The 26,488-nt window shown below is 69.1% G+C and carries 22 protein-coding genes; 13 read left to right on the forward strand and 9 right to left on the reverse strand.

Annotated features, from left to right (window positions below):
- Positions 1 to 6: 6 nt before the first annotated feature.
- The 3 genes from ACYVOK_RS13435 to ACYVOK_RS13445 form a co-directional block, all read right to left on the reverse strand.
- Entirely contained in the window at positions 7 to 1,146 is a 1,140-nt protein-coding gene (locus ACYVOK_RS13435) for a sensor histidine kinase (RefSeq protein WP_460662691.1), read from the reverse strand.
- A 79-nt stretch (positions 1,147 to 1,225) separates the two neighbouring features.
- Positions 1,226 to 1,864 carry a pyridoxamine 5'-phosphate oxidase family protein gene (locus ACYVOK_RS13440; protein WP_460662692.1) on the reverse strand — a complete coding sequence of 213 codons (639 nt, stop codon included), beginning with the start codon at positions 1,862 to 1,864 and terminating at the stop codon, positions 1,226 to 1,228.
- Entirely contained in the window at positions 1,864 to 3,159 is a 1,296-nt protein-coding gene (locus ACYVOK_RS13445) for an MFS transporter (RefSeq protein ID WP_460662693.1), read from the reverse strand. Before ACYVOK_RS13445 ends, ACYVOK_RS13440 begins: the two co-directional genes overlap by 1 nt.
- A gap of 145 nt (positions 3,160 to 3,304) precedes the next feature.
- Between ACYVOK_RS13445 and ACYVOK_RS13450 the strand changes: the two genes are divergently transcribed.
- Positions 3,305 to 4,042 carry a hypothetical protein gene (locus ACYVOK_RS13450; RefSeq protein ID WP_460662694.1) on the forward strand — a complete coding sequence of 246 codons (738 nt, stop codon included), beginning with the start codon at positions 3,305 to 3,307 and terminating at the stop codon, positions 4,040 to 4,042.
- A gap of 43 nt (positions 4,043 to 4,085) precedes the next feature.
- On the opposite strand, the gene ACYVOK_RS13455 is transcribed toward ACYVOK_RS13450, so the two are convergent.
- Positions 4,086 to 4,730, reverse strand: coding sequence for an alpha-ketoglutarate-dependent dioxygenase AlkB (locus ACYVOK_RS13455; protein WP_460662695.1), 645 nt, complete (start codon positions 4,728 to 4,730; stop codon positions 4,086 to 4,088).
- A gap of 144 nt (positions 4,731 to 4,874) precedes the next feature.
- On the opposite strand from ACYVOK_RS13455, the gene ACYVOK_RS13460 reads away from it, so the two are divergent.
- Positions 4,875 to 6,473 carry an amidohydrolase gene (locus tag ACYVOK_RS13460; protein WP_460662696.1) on the forward strand — a complete coding sequence of 533 codons (1,599 nt, stop codon included), beginning with the start codon at positions 4,875 to 4,877 and terminating at the stop codon, positions 6,471 to 6,473.
- A 45-nt stretch (positions 6,474 to 6,518) separates the two neighbouring features.
- Here the strand turns inward: ACYVOK_RS13460 and ACYVOK_RS13465 are convergent, their stop codons facing one another.
- The 3 genes from ACYVOK_RS13465 to ACYVOK_RS13475 form a co-directional block, all read right to left on the reverse strand.
- Positions 6,519 to 9,371, reverse strand: a complete 2,853-nt coding sequence (locus ACYVOK_RS13465; RefSeq protein ID WP_460662697.1) for a S8 family serine peptidase — start codon at positions 9,369 to 9,371, stop codon at positions 6,519 to 6,521.
- A gap of 126 nt (positions 9,372 to 9,497) precedes the next feature.
- Positions 9,498 to 10,214 (reverse strand): SGNH/GDSL hydrolase family protein, encoded by a 717-nt coding sequence (locus ACYVOK_RS13470; protein ID WP_460662698.1) that lies wholly within the window; start codon positions 10,212 to 10,214, stop codon positions 9,498 to 9,500.
- 64 nt (positions 10,215 to 10,278) lie between these two features.
- Entirely contained in the window at positions 10,279 to 13,146 is a 2,868-nt protein-coding gene (locus tag ACYVOK_RS13475) for a S8 family serine peptidase (protein WP_460662699.1), read from the reverse strand.
- A 502-nt stretch (positions 13,147 to 13,648) separates the two neighbouring features.
- Between ACYVOK_RS13475 and ACYVOK_RS13480 the strand changes: the two genes are divergently transcribed.
- From ACYVOK_RS13480 to ACYVOK_RS13525, 10 genes are all read left to right on the forward strand, one after another.
- Positions 13,649 to 14,281, forward strand: a complete 633-nt coding sequence (locus ACYVOK_RS13480; protein WP_460662700.1) for a hypothetical protein — start codon at positions 13,649 to 13,651, stop codon at positions 14,279 to 14,281.
- Positions 14,282 to 14,494: 213 nt separating this feature from the next.
- Positions 14,495 to 15,766 (forward strand): ROK family protein, encoded by a 1,272-nt coding sequence (locus tag ACYVOK_RS13485; protein WP_460662701.1) that lies wholly within the window; start codon positions 14,495 to 14,497, stop codon positions 15,764 to 15,766.
- The gene (locus tag ACYVOK_RS13490; protein WP_460662702.1) at positions 15,763 to 17,265 is read left to right on the forward strand and encodes a sugar ABC transporter ATP-binding protein; all 1,503 of its coding nucleotides are present in this window, start codon (positions 15,763 to 15,765) and stop codon (positions 17,263 to 17,265) included. Before ACYVOK_RS13485 ends, ACYVOK_RS13490 begins: the two co-directional genes overlap by 4 nt.
- Positions 17,262 to 18,323: an ABC transporter permease gene (locus ACYVOK_RS13495; protein ID WP_460662703.1), complete on the forward strand. Its 1,062-nt coding sequence runs from the start codon at positions 17,262 to 17,264 to the stop codon at positions 18,321 to 18,323. Before ACYVOK_RS13490 ends, ACYVOK_RS13495 begins: the two co-directional genes overlap by 4 nt.
- A 19-nt stretch (positions 18,324 to 18,342) precedes the next feature.
- On the forward strand, positions 18,343 to 19,389 hold the full coding sequence (locus ACYVOK_RS13500) for a substrate-binding domain-containing protein (RefSeq protein WP_460662704.1): 1,047 nt from the start codon (positions 18,343 to 18,345) through the stop codon (positions 19,387 to 19,389).
- A gap of 10 nt (positions 19,390 to 19,399) precedes the next feature.
- Entirely contained in the window at positions 19,400 to 20,563 is a 1,164-nt protein-coding gene (locus ACYVOK_RS13505) for a Gfo/Idh/MocA family protein (protein ID WP_460662705.1), read from the forward strand.
- Complete coding sequence (xylA, locus tag ACYVOK_RS13510) at positions 20,560 to 21,720, forward strand: xylose isomerase (RefSeq protein WP_460662706.1); 1,161 nt, start codon at positions 20,560 to 20,562, stop codon at positions 21,718 to 21,720. The genes ACYVOK_RS13505 and xylA overlap by 4 nt, the downstream gene beginning before the upstream one ends.
- A gap of 186 nt (positions 21,721 to 21,906) precedes the next feature.
- Positions 21,907 to 22,908, forward strand: a complete 1,002-nt coding sequence (locus ACYVOK_RS13515) for a sugar phosphate isomerase/epimerase family protein (RefSeq protein ID WP_460662707.1) — start codon at positions 21,907 to 21,909, stop codon at positions 22,906 to 22,908.
- A 94-nt stretch (positions 22,909 to 23,002) separates the two neighbouring features.
- Positions 23,003 to 23,326, forward strand: a complete 324-nt coding sequence (locus ACYVOK_RS13520; RefSeq protein ID WP_460662708.1) for a hypothetical protein — start codon at positions 23,003 to 23,005, stop codon at positions 23,324 to 23,326.
- 4 nt (positions 23,327 to 23,330) lie between these two features.
- The gene (locus tag ACYVOK_RS13525) at positions 23,331 to 24,053 is read left to right on the forward strand and encodes a YqjF family protein (protein WP_460662709.1); all 723 of its coding nucleotides are present in this window, start codon (positions 23,331 to 23,333) and stop codon (positions 24,051 to 24,053) included.
- 20 nt (positions 24,054 to 24,073) lie between these two features.
- Here the strand turns inward: ACYVOK_RS13525 and ACYVOK_RS13530 are convergent, their stop codons facing one another.
- The gene (locus tag ACYVOK_RS13530; protein WP_460662710.1) at positions 24,074 to 24,955 is read right to left on the reverse strand and encodes a hypothetical protein; all 882 of its coding nucleotides are present in this window, start codon (positions 24,953 to 24,955) and stop codon (positions 24,074 to 24,076) included.
- Between the two features lie 96 nt (positions 24,956 to 25,051).
- Between ACYVOK_RS13530 and ACYVOK_RS13535 the strand changes: the two genes are divergently transcribed.
- The gene (locus ACYVOK_RS13535; RefSeq protein WP_460662711.1) at positions 25,052 to 25,549 is read left to right on the forward strand and encodes a MarR family winged helix-turn-helix transcriptional regulator; all 498 of its coding nucleotides are present in this window, start codon (positions 25,052 to 25,054) and stop codon (positions 25,547 to 25,549) included.
- A 351-nt stretch (positions 25,550 to 25,900) separates the two neighbouring features.
- On the opposite strand, the gene ACYVOK_RS13540 is transcribed toward ACYVOK_RS13535, so the two are convergent.
- Positions 25,901 to 26,479 (reverse strand): GNAT family N-acetyltransferase, encoded by a 579-nt coding sequence (locus ACYVOK_RS13540; protein ID WP_460662712.1) that lies wholly within the window; start codon positions 26,477 to 26,479, stop codon positions 25,901 to 25,903.
- Between the last annotated feature and the right edge of the window lie 9 nt (positions 26,480 to 26,488).

Genomic DNA, 26,488 nt, shown 5'->3' on the forward strand with positions numbered 1-26,488 from the left:
CGCCGCCTACAGCGGTAGCTGTGCGGTGATGCGCAGGCCGCCGGTAGGGGTGCGGGTGGCGGTGAGGGTGCCGCCGAGGGCGGTGGCTCGTTCGCGCATGCCGATGATGCCGTTGCCCTCCTTCGGCGGACCGGTGAGGGACCGGCCGTTGTCGTCGACCTGGAGTACGAGCGCCTGTTCGCCGTACTGGATGCGAACGGTCGCGGCGGTCGCCTTCGCGTGCCGGACGACGTTGGTGAGCGACTCCTGGATGATCCGGAACGCCGCCCGGTCCAGGCCGGTCGGCAACGGTCGCGGTTCGCCGTGGACGACGGTGTGGACCTCCAGGCCCGCGCGTGAGGTCCGGCTGACCAGGTGGTCGAGCCGGTCGAGCCCGGTGACCGGCTGCCGGGGTGCCGACTCGTCCGACTGCCGGAGGATCCCGACGATCGAGCGCAGTTCGACCAGTGCCTCCTTGCTTGCGTCCTTGATCGCGGCCAGCGCGGGACCGGCCTGCTCGGGCTGCCGGTCGACCAGGTGGAGCGCGGTCGACGCCTGCACGTTGATCAGCGAGATGTGGTGTGCCACGACGTCGTGCAGTTCCTGCGCGATCCGCAGTCGCTCCTCGCCGGCCTTCCGCAACTCGGCCTCGCGGCGCGTCCGGGCCGCCGCCACGGCCCGCTCGCGCTGCGCGCGGAACAGTTCCGCGATGAATCCGAGGACGACGAAACACGTGCCGACGAGGAGGATCTGGTAGACGCCGTCATCGTTGATGCCGAGGATCAGCCGGCCGCCGACGTGACCGACGTACAGCGCCGTGATGCCGACCCAGCCCGCCAGCCGGTGGCCGAGGCGGATCACCGTGAAGGCCGCGATCACGAACGCGAAGACGACCGGGCCGTACGGATACTGCATCAGCATGTAGACCAGCGTCGAACCGACCGTTGCCCACAGCACCGGGATCGGGTGGCTCCGCAGCCAGTACAGCGACACCGTGGCGGTCAGCAGCAGCACCACCATGAACCAGTCGCTCTCACGGCGGTCCGTCTGGCCGTTGGCGGCGCCGAACGAACCGACCACCGCGATCACGCTGAGCACCGCGGGCAGCGCAATCCGCCGTACCCGGGACCCCAGGGTCGGCGTGGTGGTCGGCTCAGTCGTGCTCACACTACGAAACCGTAGAGGCCGACCCGGTCAGGTGTCATCGTCGCCACGGAGTATCCGGGCCTGCTCCGTCCGCGGTAGGTCAGTACTTGACCTCGTAGATCTTCTTCTCGTACGCCGGACCGTAGTACTCCTCGAGCTCGGCCAGATCGTCGTCCTTGCGCTCCAGCGCCTTGGCGATCCGGGCCCGGGCCGGCATCGCCTCCGGGTTCCAGGTCTCCGGCTTCCACAGTTGCGACCGCAGGAACGACTTCGAGCAGTGGTGGAAGACCTCCTCGATCTCCACCAGCAGGGCCAGTTGCGGGCGGTTGCCGCGGACGATCATGTCGTCGAAGAACGGGGCTTCCCTGACGATCCGGGCCCGCCCGTTGATCCGCAGCGTGTCGCCGCGGCCGGGGATGAAGTAGATCAGCCCGACGTGCGGGTTGGTGAGGATGTTGGCGAACCCGTCGACCCGGCGGTTGCCCGCGCGCTCCGGGATGGCGATCGTGCTGTCGTCGAGGATCCTGGTGAACCCGGCCGGGTCGCCCTTGGGGGAGACGTCACAGGTGCCGTCCGCCGCCGAGGTGGCGACCAGGCAGAACGGCGACGCGGCCAGCCACTGCCGGTCCAGCTCGTGCAGCTCCTTGCGGGTCTTGCCGGCCGCGGCGGCCAGTGGCGCCGGCACGATGGCGCGCAGTTCGTCGTACGTCGTGACCTCGACCAGTCCGGGAATCTCCATCAGGCGGCGTTCTCCTCTACCAGCGGCGGCGGGGCGTCCACGGTGACAGCCCTTGTCCGCTCGGCCCATCGTACGGCGGGACCAGTTGCGCAACTGGTCCCCAGGAACAGTGCACCGACGGCGATCCAGCCGATCGGACCCCACCCGAGCACGACGGTTGTGAGCAGCGCCGGACCGAGCATGCGGGCGATCGCCGGGCCGGTGCCGAAGAAACCCTGGTACTGCCCCTGCTTGTCGGCGGGCGCCAGTCCGAAGCTGATCTCCCACGCGCCGGACGCCAGTTTCATCTCGCCGAGCGTCAGGAGTGCCGCACCGGCGATCAGTACGACGGCGGCTGTCGTGGCGCTCAGGTTTACGCCGGACACGGCGAACACCGCACACGCAGCCAGCATGGCGATTCCGGCGTACCGGATCGACCGAGTGGCTGTGCGGAGGTCTCGCACGCCTCGCGCGGCCCGGACCTGGAACAGCGTGACTCCAATGGTGTTGACGATGAGGAGCGAGGCCACGACCCAGTCCGGCGCGTCGGTGTGGGAGACGATCCACAGCGGTGCGACCAGGCTGAGGAGCGGCATGAAGAGCAGCATGATCGCGTTCAGCAGTGCGAGTACGGCGTACGGGCGGTCACGCAGTACGGCGAGGCGCGGCTCGCCCTGGACCCTTGTGACGGCCGGGACCGGCGGGACTCGGTGGAGGAGCCGGGCCGCGATCAGAAAGCTCAGAGCATCGAGAGCGAAGACGGTCAGGTACGCCGCAGCGGAGTCGAAGTGGAGCGCGATGCCGCCGAGCGCTGCGCCGACTGCCAGTCCGGCGTTGATCGTGGACTGCAGGAACGCGCGGATGCGGGTCCGCTCGGCGGGCTGCACGAGCCCTGCCAGCAGTGCCTGACGCGCTGCGGTCAGTCCGGTCTGACTGCTGGCGTACGTGATCGCAGCGACGAGGAACAGCGGAAAGCTCCGGACGATTAGGAACGACGCCACCGACGCCGCCGTGGTCAATGCCAGCACGATGGCGACGCCGCGCGCGCCCTTCCGGTCGGCGAGGTTGCCCAGCGGAACGCCGGTGAGAAACCCGATGAGCCAGGCGACCGTCAGTCCCAGGCCGACCTGGGCCGTCGACAACCCGACCACCCGGGTGAAGAACAACGCCGACGTGACGATGAATGCCCCGTCCCCGACGGAGTTCACCAACTGTGCCATCGCCAGGTCGCGCGCAACGCCGGCCGGCGGGAGCACCCGCCCAACCTTCGCGGCGCGGCCCCACCCGTTGCGGCTGCCCTCGGTCGTGATGCTCATATCCCGGTCTCCCTCGGCTCGACTCCACCTTGAGCCTAGGAACACAGCGGCCCAGCAGGGAGATCCACTTCAGCGCTCAAATCTTGGGCCACTTTGGCCTGTGGACAACCCGGAATCAGGGGCGGAACGACGGCACCTTCTAGGTATGAGCTTCCGAGACCTCCCACAGACCTGGACCGACCAACCACTCTCCGATCCGACGGTCGCCGCCGACGTCGTCGACCTCCTGGTGAGCCTCGGCGACCGCCGCCGCGGCACCTTCACCGTCGTCCTCTGCGACGCCAACACCCACTACCGAGCCGCAATCGCCATCGACCTCCCCTCCCAGCCCGACCACCCGACATACTCCCCGGCCGCCGACCTGCCGTCCGAGTCGGAGTCCGAGCACCGCACCCGCTCCCTGGCCACCGCCGGCCTGCCGTCCGAGTCCGGGCACCGCCCGCACTCCCTGGCCACCGCCGGCCTGCCGTCCGAGTCCGAGCACACGCGCTCACTGGCCGCGTCCGACCTGCCGTCAGGGTTCGAGCGCATTCCCTCCCCGGCTTCCGGCGACCCGACGTCCGGGTTCGGGCCGTCCACGCGCTCCCCGGCTTCCGGCGACCTGCCGTCCGAATTCGGGCACTCCATGCGCTCCCTGGCCGCAGGCGACGTGTGCACGTCGACCCTGACCCCGTTCATGCCGGCCGTCCGCACGGCCCCCGGCACGACTCTGCTCCTGGCGCTGGGCCGCCCAGGCCCGCCCACCTGGCCGTCCCTGGACAACGAGTGGGCCTCAGCCGCGACCCACACCTGCCGAGCCGCCGGCGTCCCGCTCCTCGGCTTCTACATAGCCACCGCCCACCACATCTACCAACCTCTCCAAACCACCCAAGCGGTCGCATGACGCGGCCGTCGGCCCGGCAGTCCGGTCGGCAACCGGACGGGGCTCAGCGGACGCCGCGAGGGCGGAACTGGATGCTGATCCGGGGGCCGACGTGGCCGGAGGCTTTGGGGATGGCGTGTTCCCAGGTGCGCTGGCAGGAGCCGCCCATGACGATGAGATCGCCGTGGCCGAGGGGATACCGGACCGTGGAGCCGACCGGTCCGCTCGAGCCGCCGGGGCGCGGACGGAGTGCCAGCACGCGGGGTTCGCCGACCGAGAGGATCGCGACCATGGTGTCCTCGTGGTTCCCGCGGCCGATCCGGTCGCCGTGCCAGGCGACGCTGTCACGGCCGTCGCGGTAGAAGCACAGGCCCGCCGTGCGGAACGGCTCACCCAGCTCCTCCGCGTAGTGCCGGCTGAGCAGCTCACGCGCCTCGTCGAGGATCGGCAACGGCAGGTTCTCGTTCTCCCCGTAGAAGCAGAGCAGGCGCGGCACGTCGACCACCCGGTCGTACATCTGCCGCCGCTCGGCCTGCCACGGCACGTCCCGCGCAAGCCGCTCGTACACCTGATCCGCCCCGGTGAGCCACCGCGGCAGTACGTCGATCCACGCGCCGCGACCGAGGTCCGTCCGCCGGACCGCGTCCAGCGAACCCAGCGCGGGATCCTCGAAAGCATCCAGCAACGAGCCCTGAAGATCACCGGCCATATCTCCACCATACCCCCAGATTCGAACAGGTGTTCCCCTGAGTTCCCTCACGCCTTGTTCGACGCCGTGCCAGAGGCGGGGGCCGCCCGGATGGCCCGGCGCATGGACGAGACTGCGTACGACGACCGACCGGCTGGAGGACGGATGCCACACCTGCTGATCCGCAACGTCGCGGTCCTGATCGTCCCCAAGTCCGGCGACTGCCGCGTCGACGAGGCCCAAGACATCCACATCCACAACGACCGCATCACCGCCATCACCCCCACCGGCCACAGCCCGGCTGCTCAGGCCGTCATCGGTCAACCCTTGTCTGCGGAGGCAGAGGGTGCCGAGGGAGAGCCGGCTCGGGGTGGAGCGGAGTCCGGGGTGCAGGGTGGCGCGGGAGACGCGGCTTGGGGTGGAGCGCAGTCCGAGGTGCGGGGTGGTGGGGGTGAGGCGGCTCGGGGTGGAGCTGAGCCGGAGGTGGAGCGTGGCGGGGGAGAGGCGGCTCGGGGTGGAGCTGAGCCGGAAGTTTGGGGTGATGGGGGTGAAGCGGCTTGGGCAGGAGTGGGGGTGGAGGTGGTTGATGGGACTGGGTTGGTGGCGGTGCCGGGGTTGGTTAACTCGCATACGCACAGTCCGATGGTGATGATGCGGGGTGCGGCTGAGGACGTGTCGATCGACGACTGGTTCAACCGGCGGATCTGGCCGATGGAGGTGAACCTGACGCCCGAGCGCGTCCGGGTCGGCGCGCGACTCGCCTGCGCCGAGATGCTGCTCTCCGGCGTGACCACGTTCGTCGACCACTACTTCCACGCCGACCAGATCGCCGAGGCGGCCCTCGAATCCGGCATCCGCGCCGACCTGGCGCCCACGTTCTTCTCGTCGGTCGGTCCCGAAGCCATCGACGCCGCCATCGAGACCACCCGCGGCCTCCGAAGCCGAAGCCCGCGCATCACCTCCAGCCTCGGACCCCACGCGACGTACACGGTCAGCGACGACGACCTACGCCGTACGGCGGATATCGCACGAGCGGAGGGATTCCGTATCCATCTTCACGCCGCCGAGACCGACGACCAGACGCAGTCGTCCGTCGACCGCCTCGGCGTCACACCCGTGCAGGTCCTGGAGAGGACCGGCGTACTCGACGCAGGTGCCCTGATCGCCCACGGCTGTGGGATCCGGGAGCCCGACCTGCCCATCCTCGAGCGGTACGCCGACCGCGTTACCGTTGCCAGTTGCCCGAAGGTCTACCTCAAGCTCGCGATGGGCACGGTCACGCCGATCAAGGCGCTGCAATCCGTCGGTGTGAAGGTCGGCGTCGGCACCGACGGCGCCGCCGTGCACAACACCCTCGACGTCTGGGAATCGCTGCGGATGGTCGCGTTGACGCAGAAGCAACGTGAGCAGGACGCCGAGTGGATGAACGTCTCCGACACCCTGCGCCTCGCGACCCGAGGCGGCGCCGCGGCGGCCGGCCTCGGCGACCGGATCGGTGCCCTGGAGCCAGGCCGGCAGGCCGACATCGCCCTGATCGACCTCTCCGGCCCGCACTGCCAGCCGGTCCACGACCCCAGGGCGGCCCTGGTGTACTCCGTCCGCTCGTCCGACGTCGTCACGGTCCTGGTCGCCGGCGAGGTCGTCGTCCGCGATCGTCAACTGACCAAACTCAACCTCAACGAGATCCTCGCCGACGCCAGGTCCCTCGCCCACACACTGGTCGACCTGTCCACAGGAGACGCCATCCAGCACTACGCCCCGTAGAACGCAGCACGCCCCGGTGGACCGGGGCGTGCTGATTCTTGGTGGTTAGCTGACGGTGAGGATTTTGTTTGCGGTGTATGCCTGGGTGTGGTCGGTGTCGCCCGGGAACCAGACGCGGTAGGCGATCTGGCCGCGGATGCTGGGCTTGATGCCGAACGCGTACGCGCCCGACGAGCTCAGCTTGACCCACGCGATCGACTTCCAGACCTTGTTCGAGTACTGCTGCAGGTAGACGTACTTGCCGTAGTGCGCCGGCGCGACGTACCCGCTGAACTTCGTCACCTGACCCAACCGGATCGACGCCGGCGACAACGCCGCGGAGATCGTCGGCGACACCTGCACGGTGACGTCAGGCGTCCGGGTACCCATCAGATCGGCGTTCCCGGGGAACGTCAGCATGTACACCGACGACACCGTCGGCTTGTGGGTGACAGACAGGGTGCCGGTCGACGACGTCTTCAACGCCGCCAGCAACTTGAACGTGGACACGTTCTTCGGCCGCACGTAGACGTTGACCGGCAGCCCGGCGTACGCCTTGTTGTCGATCCGCAGCGTGCTGCCCTTGATCGTGATCGTCCCGCCGTACTTCAGCAACGTCGTCGTCACCGCGATCCCGGACTTCATCCCGAGCAGCTGGGTGACCGCGGCCGGGCTGACCTTGCCGCTGCGGTCCTTCACCCACGCCGCGAAGGTGTACGTCGTACCCTGCGCGAGCCCGGTGTTCTTCACCGCGGACGCCGTACCCGCGTAGACCAACGTGCCAGTGGTCAGCGTCGGCGCCTTGCTGCCCACGTTGCGTCGCACGATCACCTGGTCGAGGTCCGACATCGGCGAGATCTTCCACGCCAGGTTCGCGGCCGCATACAGCCCGGCTCCGTCGAACACCGGCTTGTTCGGAACCAGGTCAGCCGTGGTGAAGACACTGCTGAACGGCGCGAGCGGAGTGCCGCCCGCCTCCTGGACGCCGGCAACGACGATCCGGTACGTCGTGTTGTCCAGCAGATTGCCCGGGATCAGCGTGACCCGCTTACTGGCCGCGTCGTAGTCGACCGCGGCCGGGATGGAGCCGCCGGACTTGCCGTTGACCAGTTTGACCGTGTTCGCGGTCACCGTGGCGGGGTCGACGGCCCGTGCGAACGTCACGGCCGGCTGCGTCCCGGTCGCCGCTCCGCTCGCGCGGTCGGCCGGCAGGACGTCACGCACCGGGTAGGCGATGGCAGGTTCCGTCCCACCGGCGCCTTCCTCGCTGATTCTCAGCGTGTAGCTGCGGGTGTCCCGCGAGCCGTTGTCGTTGCGCACGGCAACGTACGTGGCGCCGGCGGCCACACTGACGTTCGCGGTCGCGGTGAGCGGTGCCGGGACGGTCGGGTTGGCCGGGAACGGGTTCACGGCCTGCGCGAGCGACTGCAGGTCGGCGTCGTAGACGTCGACCCGTGGGCCCATGTTCACCGGCAGGTCGAGGTTGTACTCCGGTCCGGTCACCGACACCTTGAGGTTGCGGGCCGCAGCCGAGTTCACCACATACCAGTCGACATCGCCCTCGGTGCTGATGGTGGAGCTGATCGAGCTGGAGACCGGCAGCGCCCGGGACGGCTGATCGTTGCCATCGGCCCCGCCGCCGGGGAAGTCGGTGGTCCACTTGCCGCCGAGCGCGTAGTACGCGTCCAGCATGCCCGCGCCGAAGTACGGGTCGGTGCCGCGCGGCCCGGCGTCACGGGCGGTCGCCTTCAGCCGGGACATGACCTGCGCCGGCGTGAACGACGGCCACTTGTTCCGCACCAGCGCCGCGACGCCGGCGACGATCGGGGAGGAGAACGAGGTGCCCGAGAGCCCGATGTAGTAGGGGTCGTAGCCCGCCGGGGTCTGGGCGCGCGGCGCCGTGCTGGTGATGTTGAAACCCGGTGCCGCGATGTCGACCGTGTCACCGTACGTGCTGAACTCGGTCAGCGCGCCGTACCAGTTGGTGGCGCCGACCGACAGGACCTCCGGGTACGCGGCCGGGTAGTTCGGGGCCGAGACTCCGCTGTTGCCGGCTGCCGCAACCAGTACGACGCCCTTCGCGACCGCGTTCTTGATCGCGGTGTGCAGGACCGGGTTGTCGCCTTCGCCGCCGAGCGACATGTTGATCACCCGGGCGCCGTTCTTGACCGCCCAGTTGATGCCGTTGATGACGTTGGCGTCGCTTCCGTTGCCCCCGTCGTCGAGCACCTTCACCGGCCGGACCTTGGCGTTCCAGGCCACGCCGGCGATGCCGATGGAGTTGCCGGTCCCGGCCGCGATGATGCCGGTGACCGCCGTACCGTGACCGTCGCCGTCGTTGGGCGGCAACGCGGTGTTGAACGTGTTGTAACCCGGCAGCAGGTGGCCGGCCAGGTCCGGGTGACCGGCGTCGACGCCGGTGTCCAGTACGGCGACCGTCTGCGTTCCGGCCGATTTGCTCAGGTCCCAGGCCTGGTTGACCCGGACGGTCGGCAGGTACTTCTGGTAGTTGGTGTACAGCCAGTCGTTCGGCGTGGCCGACTTCTTCCGGATGTAGTTGAGCGAGGCAAGCTCGACCGCGGGGTCTGCCTTGACCTTCTTCAGCAGGTCGGGAGCCGGCCCGTCACTGGTCACGGTAACGATGTCCGAGGTGACGGACACATCCGGCCGGCCCTTCACCCTTGCCAGCGCGGCTTTCCGGGCCGAGGTGGTGGCCTTCGGCTTGAACTTCACGATCACGGACTTCGCGTCGTACGCGGGTCCACTTGCCCCTCTGTCGGGGCGGAACTTCGCCGGGAACGGACGTGGTTCGGCGGACACGTCGGCGGTGCCGGACGACCCGGTCACCGCCACCAGCGTCGCCGCGACCATGGCCGCGGGCAGCCCCAGGCGCAGCAGTTGAGCAGGACGGAAAGACAAGGGGACCCCCCCAAGGGTCTCAGAGCGGTGGTCGCCCGGAGTATGCCAGAGGTCTGGTCCACTTTCCCCGACCCGCTCGATGTCAATAGCTGCAACCGGGTCGCTTCAGGGTGCGGGCAGCCGCCGTCAGCCCGCTTGAATGGCCTGCACGATGAGTTCGTTGCGGGCGTTCTGGCCGGCGGGAACGGTGGTGTGCACGCCCTCCCGCAGGAACGTGGTGAGGCGGGACGGCTGGGCCGCGAGGTACTCGGCCCACCGGATGATGCGCAGGTTCGGATACTTCTTCTGGGCGTCGGACAGTTGCGAGTTGACCCAGGCGCTGTTGCGCTGATCCGCGAGCTGGACGGACGCGGGTTTGGCGGTCCGGGCGATCTGGGTGTTGACCCAGTAGACGATGCGCTGCGAGCCGACGATGCGCATGGTGCGATCCACCTGCGCGGCGAACACCGGTGGGTTGAAGACGTCGTTGGTGCCGGTGGCCATCAGGATCCGGCGGGGCATGCCGTACTTGGTGGCCCAGTTCAGAAGGGCGTCGACGGCGGGCGCCGTCGGCCGTCCCGACCAGTTGTGCACCGCGAGACTGGCGCCGGTGCGGCTCTTCAGCAGGGTGGCCAGGGCCTTGCCGTCCTGGACCGCGATGCTGTCGCCGAACATGTACAAGCCGTCGTTGTCGCGGACGTAGGTGATCGTGGCCGTGGTCGAGATCGCCCGGCCGAGGATGGTCCAGTCGCCGAGCTGGCCGGAGCCGTAGAGATCGGCGGCGGACGAGCTCTCCGCCGACGCGACGGTCGCCACCGCCGCCGCTGCCCCCGCTATCAGGATCTGCCGTCGTTTTGGTCTCACGCTGTTCGAACCCCCACAGAATTCACAGTGAACGATAGAACGCCTGCCGTAGCACAGCCCGGCTTCAGCTGACGGTCAGGACCCGGTACGGGCTGAAGGCCTGCGCGTGGTCGGCATCGGCCGGGAACCAGACCCGGTAGGCGATCTGGCCGCGGATGGCCGGCTTGATCCCGAACGCGTACGCGCCCGAGCTACTCAGCTTCACCGAGGCGATCGACTTCCACACCTTGTTCGAGTACTGCTGCAGGTACACCGGCGTGCCGTAGTGCGCGGGAGCGACGTACCCGCTGAACTTGGTGACCTGCCCGAGCCGGATCGTTGCCGGTGACAACGCCGAGGAGATCGTCGGCGCGACCTGGACGGTGAGGTCCGGTGAGCGGGTCCCCATCAGGTCGCCGTTGCCCGGGAATGTCATCATGAACACCGACGACACGGCCGGCTTGTACGCGTAGCTGACGGCTCCGGTCGACGTCGTCTTCAGTGCCGCGAGCAGCTTGAACGCCGACGAGTTCTTCGGCCGCACGTACAGGTTGACCGGCAGCCCGGCGTACGCCTTGTTGTCGATCCGCGCCGTGGTCCCGCGCAACGTGATCGTGCCGCCGTAGCTGATCAGCGCCGACGTGGTGCTGATCGCGGTCTTCATGCCCAGCAGTTGCGTGGTCGCCACCGGGCTGACCTTGCCACTGCGATCCCTGAGCCAGGCGGCGTACGTGTAGGTCACGCCCTGTGCGAGCCCGGTGTTCCGCACGCTGGAGGCGGTGCCCGAGTAGACCAGCGTCCCGGTCGTCAGCGTCGGCGCCGTGCTGCCGGAGTTCCGTCGTACGATCACCTGGTCGAGGTCGGACATCGCCGGGATCTTCCAGGAGAGCGTCGCGGCGAGATACGCGCCGCTGCCGTCGAACACCAGCTTCTGCGGAGCCAGGTCGGTCGTCGAGAAGGTACTGCTGACCGGAATGAGCGGCGCGTTGCCGTTGGCTTCCTGCACGCCGTTGACGACGATCTTGTACGGCGTGTTGTCCATCAACGGCACCGACGGCTTGACGACGGCCTGTCGCGTCGTCGCGTCGTAGGTCACCGTCGCTCCGACCGTGGCGCCGCTCTTGGCGTTGACCAACCGGACCGAGCTCGGGGTGACTGTCGTCGCGACCACATCGCGCGCGAACGTCACCGTCGGCTCAGTGGCCAGATCCGCGACCGTCGAGAGGTCGCCCGGCAGCAGATCGCGGAGCGGGTAGTCGACGGTGGGAGTGGACGGACCCCTGCCGTCCTCGGTGATGGTCAGCGTGTACGGCCGGGTGTCGCGCGATCCGTTGTCGTTGCTGACGGCAATGTATGTGCTGCCGGCCGGCGCGCTGACGTCGAGGGACGCGGTCAGCGGACCCCATTTCGGCTTCTGTGTCGCCGGGTCGATGTCCGGGAACGCCTTGACCGTGCCGCCCAGCGAGTGCAGGTTGCCGTCGTACACCTCCACGCGCGGACCCATGTTCACCGCGTAGACGCTGTCGAAGTCCGGGCCGGTCACCGACACCTTGAGGTTGCGGGCCTCGGCCGCGGTCACCTCGAACCAGTCGACGTCTCCCTCGACACCGATCGTCGTGCTGATCTCGGTGGACACCGGGATGGCCCGCTCCGGCTGGTCGTTGCCGTCCGCCGGGACGGCCGGAAAGTCCGTCGTCCACGGGCCGCCGAGCGCGGCGTACGCGTCCAGGATCCCGGCGCCGTAGTACGGGTCGTAGCCTCGCGGGCCGGCGTCGCGCGCCAGGGCCTTCAGCCGGGTCTCGACCTGGATCGGGGTGAACGCCGGCCACTTGTTCTTCACCAGCGCGGCGACACCCGCGACGATCGGCGCCGAGCACGAGGTGCCGGTGCAGTACCAGTACGGCGGGGACCCCGCCGGGGTCAGCGCGCGGACGCCCGTACTGAGAATGTCCCAGCCTGGGGCGGCGACGTCCACCCAGTCGCCGTACGAGCTGAAGTCCGTCTTCACGCCTCCGGCATTGGTCGCGCCGACCGCGATCACTCCGTAGAACGCCGCCGGGTACTGCGCAACGCCGGTGCCGTCATTGCCGGCCGCCGCCACCACGACGACTCCCCGCGCGATCGCGTTCGCCACCGAGGTGCTCAGAACCGAGCTGTAGCCAGGACCGCCGAGCGACAGGTTGATGACTTTGGCGCCGTGGGCAACGGCCCAGTCGATGCCCTCGGCGATGTCCGCGTCGTGGCCGGAGCCGTCCGCGCCGAGGACCTTGACCGGCATCGCCTTCACGGACCAGCCGACGCCGGCCACGCCCGCGCCGTTGTTCGCGCCGGCGGCGATGATGCCGAGCGTCATGGTGCCGTGGCCGTTGTCGTCGACCGGGTTGGGCCTGGTGCTGGACACCGCGTTGTAGCCGGCGACCAGGTGGCCGGCCAGGTCAGGGTGTCCGGCGTCCACGCCGGTGTCGAGTACGGCGACGATCTGGGTGCCGGCCGACTTCGACAGGTCCCAGGCCTGCGGGACCCGAACGGTGTTGAGATAGGTCCGCTGGTGGGAGGCGTAGTACGTGTCGTTCGGGGTGGCGGCGATCCGGCGCTTGTAGTTCAGCGCGGCCACTTCGACCGTGGGATCGGCCTGGACCTTCTTCAGCAGATCCTGGGCCGGGACGTCACCCTTCAGCTTGACGACGCTGCTCGACAGGGAGTCCTGGGTGGTGGCGCGGACCTTGGAGACAGCGGCCTTGCGGGCGGTGGTCGTGGCCTTCTTCTTGAACTTCACCACGACCGCGTTCGGCTCGAACTCGGCCTTCGCACTCTGATGGGTCGAGGGGAAGGGTGGGCGGTACGGACCCGGCTGGGCCGCGGAACCGGAAGAGCTTGTCAGTGTGACCAGTGCGCCTGCGACCAAGGCGGCGGGAACAGCCAGGCGGAGCAGGTGAGCAGGACGAAAGGACACGGACCCCCCCAAGGGTCTCAGAGTGATAGTCGCCCGGAGTATGTCAGAAGTTGGATGTCCCCTGCCTGCTCGGTCTCATGTCAAAAGCGGCAACCAGGCGTGGTCTGGACTCGTCCCGTGCTCACCATAGAGTTACCTGAGGACTCGCCGACCTCGGCCGTGAAGGCCCACGCTCCGATAGGCGAGTTCCTCGAGCGGCACCTGACTGCTACCTCGCCGTGACGGTGAGTGCCGAAATGTTAAAGGCACGTTGAGGAATGCTCAGCGTGTGACTATGCCGACGCTGAGTGGGGAATCTGGCCGAAGTCCGGGGCGGATCGTTGCATTGCGCAAGGGAGGGGGAGCAGTGGGTGACGCTGGGTGATTTCCTCTGGTCGGGAGCGCCGGAACCATGGCACGATCGGCCACCGGAGGCACTTCAGGGGGCGCGCATGGCGATGGCCAGGCATTGGACGGGTGAGGCTGTATGAACGGGCGGACAGCGCAGGAGAGTCGGCTCCCGGTGAACGAGACCGCGGCGGCGAACGGGACCAATGGTCACGATCCGCAACCAGAGCCTCAGCTGAACCACATCGAGCACCCAGAGCCCGCACCGGATGCCGCCCCTGAGCAGCCGGTCGCGCGGACGAACGGCCGGACCAACGGCGCAAGGCTCGGCGAGTTCAGCACTCCGGTCCGGGTCGACGAGATCGCCGTCGCCGCGATGGCGCTGTCGGAGAATCTGCAGGCAGCCACTCGCGGGATGCCGGAATCACCTGAACTGCGGCGCTTCCGCCGCGATCTCGACCACGCCGCCAGCACGTTCAGGTCGATCGCCACTGAGTTGGAAGCGACGGCCGGCAACCTGATCCGCCTGGCCGCGAACGAAGGCCAGCGGTGCGGCGTCGGCTGGGGTGTCTGCCCCGAGCACGGCCTCACCCTGATGAACGTCGGCGAGACCGTCACCTGTCACGTGCTCGGCTGTCACCATGAGAACGAGGGCGCCGTCGAACGCTGCGAGCACCCGGTCGCCTACCGCGTGGTCGACGCGGCCGGCCCGGCTCTGCTCACCTGCGCCGGTCACGCGATCGCCTGCCGCCTCTACCTCGAGAACCCGGTCATCACCCTCGCCTCGGACAGCCTCGAACTGTTCTGAAGACCCGGCCGGACATCAGCCGGTCGTTCAGTCGTCCCGCAACCCGCCGCCTGGAGATGTGCCCGCCTGTAGTTGGCTTGAGCGGTTGCACAGTACGGTCGGCGAAAACTTGACCCCAGCATCTTGACGCCGTTTCCACGCAGTACTTAGTTTGTTGGTTCAACAGACGAAGTCTGTGATCGGGCTCACAGCGGTGGATGGGTGGGGACTCGCATGACGTTGACCGGTGGCAGCCGTCCGGGCAGCCGCGTCGTCGCCGCCGACCATGTCGCGCTCCGGCGCAACAACCTGTCCGTCGTCCTGCGCCACGTCCGCGATCTCGGCCCGCGGTCACGAGCCCGGATCGCCGCCGACACCGGCCTCAACAAGGCGACCGTCAGCAGTCTGGTCGCCGAACTCGTCGAGCGCGGTCTGCTCCGCGAAGGTCCGGCCGACTCCACCCGGGCCCTCGGCCGGCCCGGCCAACTCGTCGAACTCGACGGCACCGGTGTGTGCGGCGTCGGCGCCGAGATCAACGTCGACTACCTCGCCGTCACCGCACTCGACCTGTCCGGCGACACCGTCAGCGACCGCCGCGTCCCCCTCGACGTCGCCCATCTCGACCCGGGTACGACGCTCGACCGCCTGGCCGGCCTGATTCGTGAGGCGGTGGCGACCGTGGACGCCCGGGGTGGCCAGGTGGCCGGCGTGACACTCGCCGTACCAGGCCTCGTCCAAGGTCACACCGGCGAACTGAAGCTGGCGCCGAACCTGGGTTGGGGCGAGATCCCGGTGGTCCGGGAGATGCGTGAACGGCTGGGCGAACCGGCGTACCCGCTGCGCGTGGACAACGAGGCGAACCTTGCCGCGCTGGCGGCGTACTCGGAGCTGCGGAAGGTCGAGCCGGTCCAGGACATCGTGCTGCTGACGGGTGCGGTCGGGGTCGGCGGCGGGGTGGTGTCGAACGGGCATCTGCTGCGCGGGGGGCACGGGTACAGCGGCGAGGTCGGGCACATGCCGGTCGCGCCGCCCGGCCGGATCTGCGGGTGCGGCCGGACCGGTTGCTGGGAGACGGTCGTCGGCCTGACCGCACTGTTGCACAAGGCAACGGACGAGGACGATCCGGTGCGTGACCCGTCGCTGGACGTCGAACAGCGGCTGGCCGAGATCACCGCGCGGGCCGAGGTGGGGGAGCCGCGGACGCTGACCGCGCTGGCGGACGTCGGAACCTGGCTGGGGATTGGGGGAGCGATCCTGGTGAACATCCTGAACCCGGACGTGCTCGTGCTCGGCGGCTACTTCGCCGTCCTCGGGCCGTGGCTGGAAGAACCACTGGAGACGGCGATCCGCGACCACGTGATCGCCCCGGACGGCGGCGGCTGCCGGGTGGTGCGCTCGGAGCTCGGCTTCACCGCGGCAGTGCGCGGCGGGGCTCAGATCTCGCTGGACCAGGTCTTCGTCGACCCGACCACAATCGGCCGCGCCGAGGCAGGAGTCGCACAATGACCGACTTACTGACCATGACGGGCATCGTCAAGGAGTTTCCGGGCGTGCGGGCGCTCGACGGCGTCGACCTCGACGTTCGGGCCGGCGAGGTGCACTGCCTGCTCGGCCAGAACGGTGCCGGCAAGTCGACCCTGATCCGGGTGCTGACCGGCGCCCATCAGCCCGATGCGGGCGCGATCCACCTCAACGGCGAGCAGGTGCAGCTGAACAGCCCGACCGACGCGATCCAGCGCGGTATCGCCGCGATCTACCAGGAACTCGACCTGGTTCCGGAGTTGAGCGTCGCCGAGAACATCTTCCTCGGCCACGAGCCGGCCCGGTTCGGGTTCAGCCGCCGGCACGAGGCGACCACCCGGGCGCGCGAGATCCTCCAGGGTCTCGGCCACAGTGAGATCCCGACACACCGGACAGTCGGTTCGCTGCCGGCCGCGGGCCAGCAGGTGGTCAGCATGGCGCGCGCGTTGTCGCGGGATGCCCGGCTGATCGTGATGGACGAGCCGTCCGCCGTCCTCGACCCCGAAGAGGTGTCCAACCTGTTCCGGGTCATCCGCGACCTCACCGCACGCGGTGTCGCGGTCGTCTACATCTCGCACCGGCTCGAGGAGATCCGCCAGATCGGCGACCGGGTGACCGTGCTGAAGGACGGCCGCACCGTCGCGACCGGCCTGGACGCCCGCGAGACGCCGACCCGGGAACTCATCCGGCTGATGACCGGCCGCTCCATCGAGTACGTCTTCCCGCCCCGCCGGGAGGTCCCCGGTACGGCGCCCGTCGTGCTCCAGGTGGACGACCTGACCCGGCCGGGCGAGTTCGCCGGGATCGGGTTCACCGTCCGCGCCGGCGAGGTCCTCGGCCTGGCCGGACTGGTCGGCTCGGGGCGTTCCGAAGTACTGGAGACGGTGTACGGCGCTCGCCGGGCGGCGACCGGATCGGTCCGGGTGGACGGAATGACGCTGCGCCCGGGCAACGTGCAGTCCGCGGTGAAGGCGGGCGTCGGGCTGGCACCGGAGGAGCGGAAGAGCCAGGCCCTGCTGCTGGACGAGGCGGTGTACAAGAACATCACGGTGTCGACCATGCAGCGGTTCGCCAGCGGCGGTTTCCTGAACGGCCGCGCCGAACGGGAAGCGGCCGCCGAACTGACCAGGGCACTGGATGTCCGCCCGGCCGGCGTGGACCATCCGGTCCGCAACCTGTCCGGTGGCAACCAGCAGAAGGTCGTGCTGGCCCGCTGGCTCTTGCGGGACTGCCGCGTACTGCTGCTCGACGAGCCCACCCGGGGCGTCGACGTGGGGGCGCGGTCCGAGATCTACGCCCTGATCCACAAGCTGGCCGCCAACGGGGTGGCGATCGTGCTGGTCTCCAGCGAGGTCGAGGAAGTCCTCGGGCTCGCCGACCGGGTCGTCGTACTGCGGGAGGGACGGGCCGTGTACAGCGGACCCGCGCAAGCCATCGACGAACACCGGGTCCTCGACCTGGTGATGGAAGGAAGTGCAGTGTGAGCAAGGACATCGCACGTCCCCCGGAACAGACCGCGTCGACACAGGCAACTGTCACCCCGCCTGCGGCGCCGCGGTCGGGCAACCTGTTCATGTCGAGTATGGGGCGCAACCTCGGCCTGGTGGTGGCGTTGGTCCTACTGTGTCTGGTCGGCGTCGTCACCGCCGGCGACACGTTCGCGACCGGTGCCAACCTGCTGACCATCCTGCGTCTCGCCGCGGTCATCGGCGTGGTGAGCATCGGGATGACGTTCGTCATCACCGGCGGTGGGATCGACCTGTCCGTCGGTGCGCTCGTCGCGCTCGCCTCGGTCTGGGCGACCACCCTGGCCACGCAGCAGCTGGCCGAGGACTACCACTGGATCCTGATGGTCAGCACCGCGCTCCTGGTCGGCGCGGCCTGCGGTCTGGTCAACGGCCTGCTCGTTGCCTACGGCAAGGTCGTACCGTTCATCGCGACCCTGGCCATGCTGGCCGCGGCCCGGGGCCTGGCCGAAATCATCTCCGACCGCAAGACCCAGATCATCGCGGTGAACGGGTTCGTGGACTTCTTCGGCGGTTCGCTGATCGGCGTCCCGGTGCTGGTCTGGATCTTCGTGCTGGTCGCCGCGGCCGGCTGGGTGGTGCTGAACCGGACGACCTTCGGCCGCCGGACCTTCGCCGTCGGCGGCAACGCCGAGGCCGCCCGCCTGGCCGGCCTCAAGGTGCAGCGGCACACCGTCGCCCTCTACGTGCTGGCCGGACTGTGCTGCGGGATCGCCGCGGTGATGCTGATGGCCCGTACGACGACCGGCAGTTCGACCCACGGTCAGTTGTACGAACTGGACGCGATCGCGGCGGTGGTGATCGGCGGCACGCTGCTGTCGGGCGGCCGCGGCACGATCGTCGGCACGGTGTTCGGCGTACTCATCTTCACCACCCTGAACAACGTCTTCACCCTGAACAACCTGAGCATCTCCGCCCAGTCGGTGGCGAAGGGCGTGATCATCGTGATCGCGGTCCTTCTCCAGCAGCGGCTGGCCGGAGGCGGCCGCCTCACCGCGACCCGCACCACCAGCTGATAGCCCAAGGAGGACAAGGATGTCCCGACGTTCCGCCCGAACACTGGTCCTGGCCGGTCTGACCGCGCTGGCGCTGGCGGCCTGCACCAGCAACACCCCGGAGGCCGAGGAGAACGACAACAACGCGCAGGCGCCGCAGGCGGTCGCCGGCGGCAAGAACGACGAACCGGGGAAGAAGGTCCGGATCGGGTTCTCCGCGCCGGCCGCCGACCACGGCTGGATGGGTGCGATCACCAAGGCCACCCAGGCGGAGGCGAAGAAGTACTCCGACATCGAGCTGATCGTTGCCGAGGGCACCAACGATGTGAACCTGCAGATCAGCCAGGTGGAGACGTTCATCAACCAGAAGGTGGACGCGATCGTGCTGCTGCCGTTCGACGGCGCGGCACTGACCCCGGTGGCGATCAAGGCGATGGAGGCCGGGATCACCGTGGTGAACGTGGACCGCGAGTTCGACAGCACGTTCGCCGCCCGGACCACCATCCTCGGGGACAACAAGGGGATGGGCATCTCCGCCGGCACCTACATCTGCCAGGAGATGAAGGGCAAGAAGGACGCGGTGATCGCCGAGATCGCCGGGATCGACTCGCTGCCGCTGACCCAGGCCCGCAGCCAGGGCTTCAAGGAGGCGCTGGCCGACTGCGGCCTGAAGGTGAGCAACCGGGTCGCCGCCGAGTTCACCGTCGAGTCCGGTGAGAAGGCGGCCGCGAACCTGTTGCAGGCGGCCCCGAAGATCGACGCGATCTGGAACCACGACGACGACCAGGGGGTCGGCGTGATGGCGGCGATCAAGAACTCCGGTCGCAAGGAGTTCTTCGTCGTCGGCGGCGCCGGCTCGGCGAACGTGATGCGCGACATCAAGTCCGGCAACAGTCTGCTGCGGGCGACCGTCATCTACCCGTCCACGCAGGGCGCGGACGGCGTCCGGCTGGCCCGGCTGCTGGTGCAGAAGAAGGCTCTCGGCGACCTGGTGGAGGTCGAGGTGCCGCGCACCATCCAGCTGTACGCGCCGGTGGTGACCAAGGACAACGTGGACCAGTACCTGCCCACAGCATTCGAGAGCTAGAAGGAGAGCTATGACAGACCTGGGCATCGGCCTGATCGGCTACGCGTTCATGGGTGCGGCCCATTCGCAGGCCTGGCGGAGCGCGCCGCGCTTCTTCGACCTGCCGCTGAACCCCGCCATGAACGTGCTCTGCGGCCGCAACCCGGACGCGGTCGCGGCCGCGGCGACCAAGCTCGGCTGGAAGGAGACCGAGACCGACTGGCGCAAGCTGCTCGGCCGCGACGACATCCAGCTGATCGACGTCTGCACACCGGGCGACAGCCACGCCGAGATCGCCATCGCCGCGCTGGAGGCCGGCAAGCACGTGCTGTGCGAGAAGCCGCTGGCCAACACGGTCGAGGAGGCCGAGGCGATGACCGCCGCGGCCGAGACGGCGGCGGCCAAGGGGATCAGGTCGATGGTCGGGTTCACCTACCGCCGGGTGCCGGCGATCGCGCTGGCCCGGCAACTCGTTGCCGAGGGCAAACTCGGGACGATCCGGCACGTCCGGGCGCAGTACCTGCAGGACTGGATCGCCGATCCGGAGGCGCCGCTGTCGTGGCGGCTGGACAAGGAGAAGGCCGGTTCCGGTGCGCTCGGCGACATCGGCGCGCACATCATCGACCTGACCCAGTACATCACCGGCGACAGCATCACCGAGGTGAGCGGTCAGCTGGAGACGTTCGTGAAGGAGCGCCCGGTCGCGGCCGAGCACTCCGGCCTGGCCGGTACGGCGGGCAGCGAGCGCGGACCCGTCACGGTCGACGACGCCGCGGTGTTCCTGGCCCGGTTCGGTTCCGGCGCGCTCGGCGTCTTCGAGGCCACCCGGTTCGCCACCGGCCGCAAGAACGCGATCCGGATCGAGATCAACGGCAGCCTGGGCAGTCTCGCGTTCGACTTCGAGGACATGAACCTCCTGCACTTCTACGACGCGACCGAGGACGCGCGCACCGCCGGCTTCCGGCGGATCCTCGCCACCGAGTCCGCCCACCCGTACGTCGGAGCGTGGTGGCCACCCGGCCACCTGCTCGGGTACGAGCACGGGTTCACCCATCAAGTCGTCGACCTGGTCACCGCGATCGCCGAAGGAGCCGATCCCGCACCGTCGTTCGCCGACGGGCTGCGGGTCCAGCGGGTGCTGGCCGCGGTCGAGGCCAGCTCGACCTCCCGACAATGGCAGGAGATTCCCGCATGAACAGCTACACCCCGACGAAGGACGACAAGTTCTCGTTCGGTCTCTGGACGATCGGCTGGCAGGGCGTCGACGTCTTCGGTACGGCGGTCCGCCCGGCGATGGATCCGGTCCACGCGGTCGAGAAGCTCGCGGAGCTCGGGGCCGCGGCGATCTCGTTCCACGACGACGACGTGGTGCCCGACGACAGCACCCGGCAGCAGGTGCTCGAGCGGTTCACCAAGGCGCTGGCCGACACCGGCATCGTGGTCGAGATGGCCACCACCAACCTGTTCGCCCACCCGGTCTTCAAGGACGGCGGCCTGACCGCGAACGACCGGTCGGTTCGGCGGTACGCACTGTCGAAGGTGCTGCGCAACGTCGACCTGGCCGCCGAGCTGGGTGCGTCGACGTACGTGCTCTGGGGCGGTCGTGAAGGGGCCGAGTCCGGTGGCTCGAAGGACGTCCGCGCCGCGCTCGACCGGTACAAGGAGTCGATGGACCTGCTCACGACGTACGTCCGCGAGAAGGGATATGACATCCGGTTCGCCCTCGAGCCGAAGCCGAACGAGCCGCGGGGTGACATCCTGCTGCCGTCGATCGGCCACGCCATCGCCTTCATCAACGAGCTCGAGCATCCCGAGCTGGTCGGGCTCAACCCGGAGGTCGGGCACGAGGAGATGGCCGGACTGAACTACGCGCACGGCATCGCGCAGGCGCTGTGGCACGGGAAGCTGTACCACATCGACCTGAACGGGCAGCACGGTCCGCGGTTCGACCAGGACCTGCGCTTCGGGGCCGGGAACCTGCGCGGGGCGTTCTGGACCGTCGACGTGCTGCAGGGATCCGAGGGCCGGCCGGGCTACGACGGTTACGTCCACTTCGACTACAAGCCGCCGCGGACCGAGGACGAGGACGGAGTGTGGGAGACCGCGCGGGCGTCGATGCGGAACTACCTGATCCTGCGGGAGAAGGTGCGGGCGTTCCGGGCCGATCCGGAGGTCCAGGAGGCGCTGGCCGCCGCCCGGGTCGCCGAGCTGTCCGAGCCGACGCTGGGCGAGGGCGAGACGCTCGACGACCTCCGGAACGAGAAGTACGACCGGGACTCGCTGGCCGAGCGCGGTCTCGGGTTCGAGAAGCTGGACCAGTTGGCGATGGAGCACCTGCTCGGCGTCCGCTGATCCCCTGGTAAACCCGCGCAAGCAGGGCACCTCCGGCCGAGGGCACGGTGCCGGCGGCAACCGTCACCGTGCCCGTCGCCGCCCCGCGCTGCAGGCGCCGCCGGGGACACTCCTGCCCTCCCGAACCCGGTCCGCCCCCGGCCGGCGTCGTACCAGAAGAAGCTGTTCGAGTAAGGAGTAGAGGACATGGCTCGACCGATCACCCTGTTCACCGGCCAGTGGGCCGACCTGCCGTTCGAGGAGGTGGCCCGGCTCGCCTCCGAGTGGGGGTACGACGGGCTGGAGATCGCCTGCTGGGGTGACCACCTGGACGTCCGGAAGGCCGCCGAGGACGAGGCGTACGTGCGCGGCCGCCGCGACATCCTGGAGAAGTACAACCTGAAGGTGTGGACGATCTCCAACCACCTGCTCGGCCAGGCGGTCTGCGACGACCCGATCGACCAGCGGCACCAGGCGATCCTGCCCGCGCACATCTGGGGCGACGGCGACCCCGAGGGCGTCCGGCAGCGGGCCGCCGAGGAGATGAAGACGACCGCCCGGGCGGCCCGGGCGCTCGGCGTCGACGTGGTCGTCGGCTTCACCGGCTCGTCGATCTGGAAGACGGTCGCGATGTTCCCGCCGGTTCCGCCGGCCATGATCGAGGCCGGGTACCGGGACTTCGCCGACCGGTGGAACCCGATCCTGGACGTGTTCGACGAGGTCGGCGTCCGGTTCGCGCACGAGGTGCACCCGTCCGAGATCGCCTACGACTACTGGTCGACCACCGCGACGCTGGAGGCGATCGGGCACCGGCCGGCGTTCGGGCTCAACTGGGACCCGTCGCACTTCGTCTGGCAGGACCTCGACCCGGTCGGCTTCCTGTGGGACTTCAAGGACCGGATCTACCACGTCGACTGCAAGGACGCGAAGCGCCAGGTCGGCAACGGACGCAACGGCCGGATGGGGTCGCACCTGGCCTGGGGCGACCCGCGCCGCGGCTGGGACTTCGTGTCCACCGGCCACGGTGACGTCCCGTGGGAGGCGTGCTTCCGGATGCTCAACACGATCGGGTACGACGGCCCGATCTCGGTCGAGTGGGAGGACGCCGGGATGGACCGCCTGGTCGGTGCCGCCGAAGCCGTCCAGTTCGTCCGCTCGCTGGCGTTCGACCCGCCGACCGCCTCCTTCGACGCCGCCTTCTCATCCTGACCAGGGCCGGACGAGCCACCGGCGGTCCTCGATCGGGGACCGCCGGCGCGGTGAGGTGCCGGACCGGACAGCCTCTGGGGCTACGCTCGGAGTCATGACAGCCGGCAGGTACGTCGCGCGGATCGTCGAGGTCCCCGATCACGGGATCAGGCTCGAGCCCGCCGACGATTCGGTGGCTCCGGATCAGCCCACCGAGGTGAACCTGCTCGGCATGGCGATCGCGCTGGCACTCGGAGCGGCCGGGTACCGCCATCACCCCGAGCAGCGCGATCCGGAACTGCAGACCCTCGACGCCCTGCTGAGCGGCGATGCGGTCATGCCCTGGCGTGCGACGCAGGAGTCGGGCGGAACGTCGTACGTCGTCTGCCGGCTGGACGACGGCCGCCCGACCTGCGAAGTCCGGCCGAGCGCCGACTGAGCCCGTGGACGCCATCTGGCCGGATGCACCCGCCTTGCGGGGCCCGCGGATCCTGCGGCAGGAGTGGCGTGAGCTGACCTTCCTGCACTGGGCCGTGGAGCCGGAGGATGTCGCGCACTTCTTCCCGCCTGGTGTCCGGCCGGACGTCATCGAGGGACGGACGTACGTCGGTCTGGTGCCGTTCCGGATGGTCGACACCGGGTTTCCCCATGGGCCGGCGGTCCCGCACTGGGGGACGTTCCTCGAGACCAACATTCGCCTGTACTCCGTGGACACCTCAGGCCGGCGAGGCGTGGTCTTCCTCAGCCTCGACGCCGATCGCTGGGCCGTCGTCGCGGCGGCCCGAACCGTCTTCGGCCTGCCGTACCGGTTGGCGCGGATGACCTTCACGGCCGATGGCGAGCACCGCCGGTACACCTCGATCCTGCGGTGGGCGGGTGTCCGGGCCGGCAGCACGGTCGGCATCAGCGTGGGCGAGCCGCTCGACCCAGGTCCCCTCGAACACTTCCTCACCGCGCGCTGGGGTCTCCACGTCGCCCGCGCCGGCCGGATCTGGTACCTGCCCAACCACCACCCGCCCTGGCCGCTGAACGCAGCTGAGCTGGTGACCTTCGAAGACGACGGCCTGCTGGCGTCCGTAGGTCTCACCGGTTTGGACCGCCCGCCCGACCATGTCACCTACAGCCCCGGCGTCCCCGCCAAATTCGGCCTCCCCTTCCGCACCTGAGCCCTGCGGGGGGGGGTCACTCATCCGCGCCGGGCCGGCCGCTGGCGTTCTGCATCCGACGCCATCAGCTCGGCCGTCTGCCGGTTGAGGAACGACAGGCCGAGCTGACTCGACCAACGATGGATCTCGGTAGCCAGCGCACGCGAGCCGGCCGTGTCGCCTTCGTCGCGCAACAACACCGCCATCAACGTCTGCTGAGCCAGCGCGCCCAGCAGGTGTCCCACCTTCTGCCTGAGCTCGGTCGACCGCTCCCACTGCTCGCGAGCGAGCTTCAGGTCTCCGGCCGTGTGCGCGTGATCCCCGAGATGCCGCAACGCAAGGGAAGTGAGCAGATCGTCCGACGCTCGCTCGCCGAGCCCGAGAGCGGCGGTGTAGTGAGCGAAGGCCGCCTCGGGATCGCGGAGGAGGTTGTCTGCGATCACGCCCGCATAGAAGGCGGCCAGTCCACGGCGGCCGTCGTCCGGCGCGTCGTCCCGCAGCCGGGCGGCGCGCTGAGACAACTCCGCTGCGATCGAACCACCCCGAACGATCGTGGTCTCGGTGGCCGGCTTGCCTGACGTGGTTTGGTCGCGTTCCTCCGGGCCGAGGGAAGTGTCCGAACCGAACAGTGCGGAGGTGTAGTCCATGCGCAGGTGCACCATGCCCAGGTCCCAGCCGGCCGTTGCGTCGGGCAACCTTCCGAGCGCTTGCGAGGCGGCAACGAGCGCCGGGGGCGCGTGGTGCGTCTGCTGGGCGAAGTCCTGGTCGACGGCAACCTCGGCGAGGGCCAGCGCCAGGGTGCGCTGGTCGGCCGGGTCGGCTGTCGCGGCCGCGCGGAGGAGGTCGGTGGCCGCGTTCCACTGGGCGGCGCGCATGAGGTGAATCGCGGCTTCGATGATGACGGATGCGGCGAGCTGAACCATGGCTGTCCTCACAGGTAGGCGCTTGACTGTCCTCGCAGAATATTTCGACATCGAAATATTTGACAACTAACCTTCAGTCGGTGAAAGGTTAGACGCGTGAAGGACTGGGTGGATGCGCATGTGGACCTGTGGGCTGACGAGGTGCCGGAACTGGACCGCCTGGTGGAGGGGATCACCGTCCGGCTGCAGGTGCTGACGAAGTATCTGGACCGGCACCGGGACGCGGTGCTGGCCGAGTTCGGGCTGCAGTGGTGGGAGTTCAAGACGCTCCACATGCTGCGCCGCGGAGGTGCGCCGTACCGCGCGACACCGGGGGAGCTGGCCAAGCAGCTCGGCATGTCCGCGGCGGCGCTCACCAACCGCCTGGACGCGCTCGAGAAGCGCGGCTTCGTGGAGCGTACGCACGACCGCGACGACCGTCGTAAGGTCGTCGCCACCCTGACCCCGGCGGGCCACAAGGTCTGGGAACAAGGCATCGAGCAGATCCAGCGCGTCGAGCAGACCCTGATCCACGAGCTCTCCTCCAGCGATCGGATCCGCCTTGAGGCCCTCCTCCGCCGCCTCGTCCTGGCGACGGAGAGAGAAATCCGCTGATTCGCCGCGACGGTGTCAAGATCCGGTGAGCTGCTCCGACGTCCAGGTAAAGGCACCCGCACGGGGCGCCCACCCGGAGGACGGAATCATGGAACCGCTGAACCTGATGGTCTCGCTCAGCCACTTCGCCAACTCTGAGCCGATCATCCCGCCGAAGCAGCCTCGCCGCGCGAGGAAGTCACGTAGCGTAGCTGAAGCCCACCCGACGCAACCGGCGACCCCGGCCCGCCGAGCTCTCCACTGGCTCCGCACAGCGGTAGCCCGCTAACCCACGGCCCAGCGCGAAAGTGCCAGGGCGCGTTGAGCCGGCGCCCACTCGGCACCGTGCCGCATCGGCGTGCGATGTAAGCGTCAGCGGGGTGGGCGGTACATGGCGTAGTGGATCGGGCCGCGGTGGGGGAGTTCCAGTTCGGCGACGACGGTGAAGCCCAGGGACTCGTAGAAGTTCAGGTTCGCCGGCTCCTGGGTTTCGAGGAACGCGGCGGAGTTCTCGGCATCGGCGGCGGCCAGGCCCGCCGAGATGACGGCTCGCCCCAGGCCCTGGCGCTGGCGGTCCGGGTCGACGCCGACCACGGCGAGGAACCACATCGGCTCCCGTGGCCGGAAGATGCCCATCGCCTGCTCGTACTCGGCAGCCAGGGCCGCCCGTGAACCGGCGATCCGCTGGAAGGCGTCGGCGTGCGGTGTGAAGGCGTCCGGGGGAGTGGCCGGTGTCGTCCAGGCGGCCACCGCACTGCTGTCCGACGTGATCCAGACCCGTCCGTGTGGCAGGCCGATCCCGGTGAGGAAGAGCCGCTGGTACTGCGTGAGCCGGTCGAGGTAGCCGTCCGGATCGAGGCAGGCCCGGGTCATCGGGTAGTCCTCGAAGGCACGGGCCAGCGTGCGGACCGCCGCGTCGACGTCGGCCTCGGTCGCCCGCCGTACGTCCATGTGCTGAGC

It is taken from the genome of Kribbella swartbergensis (genome assembly GCF_054784135.1).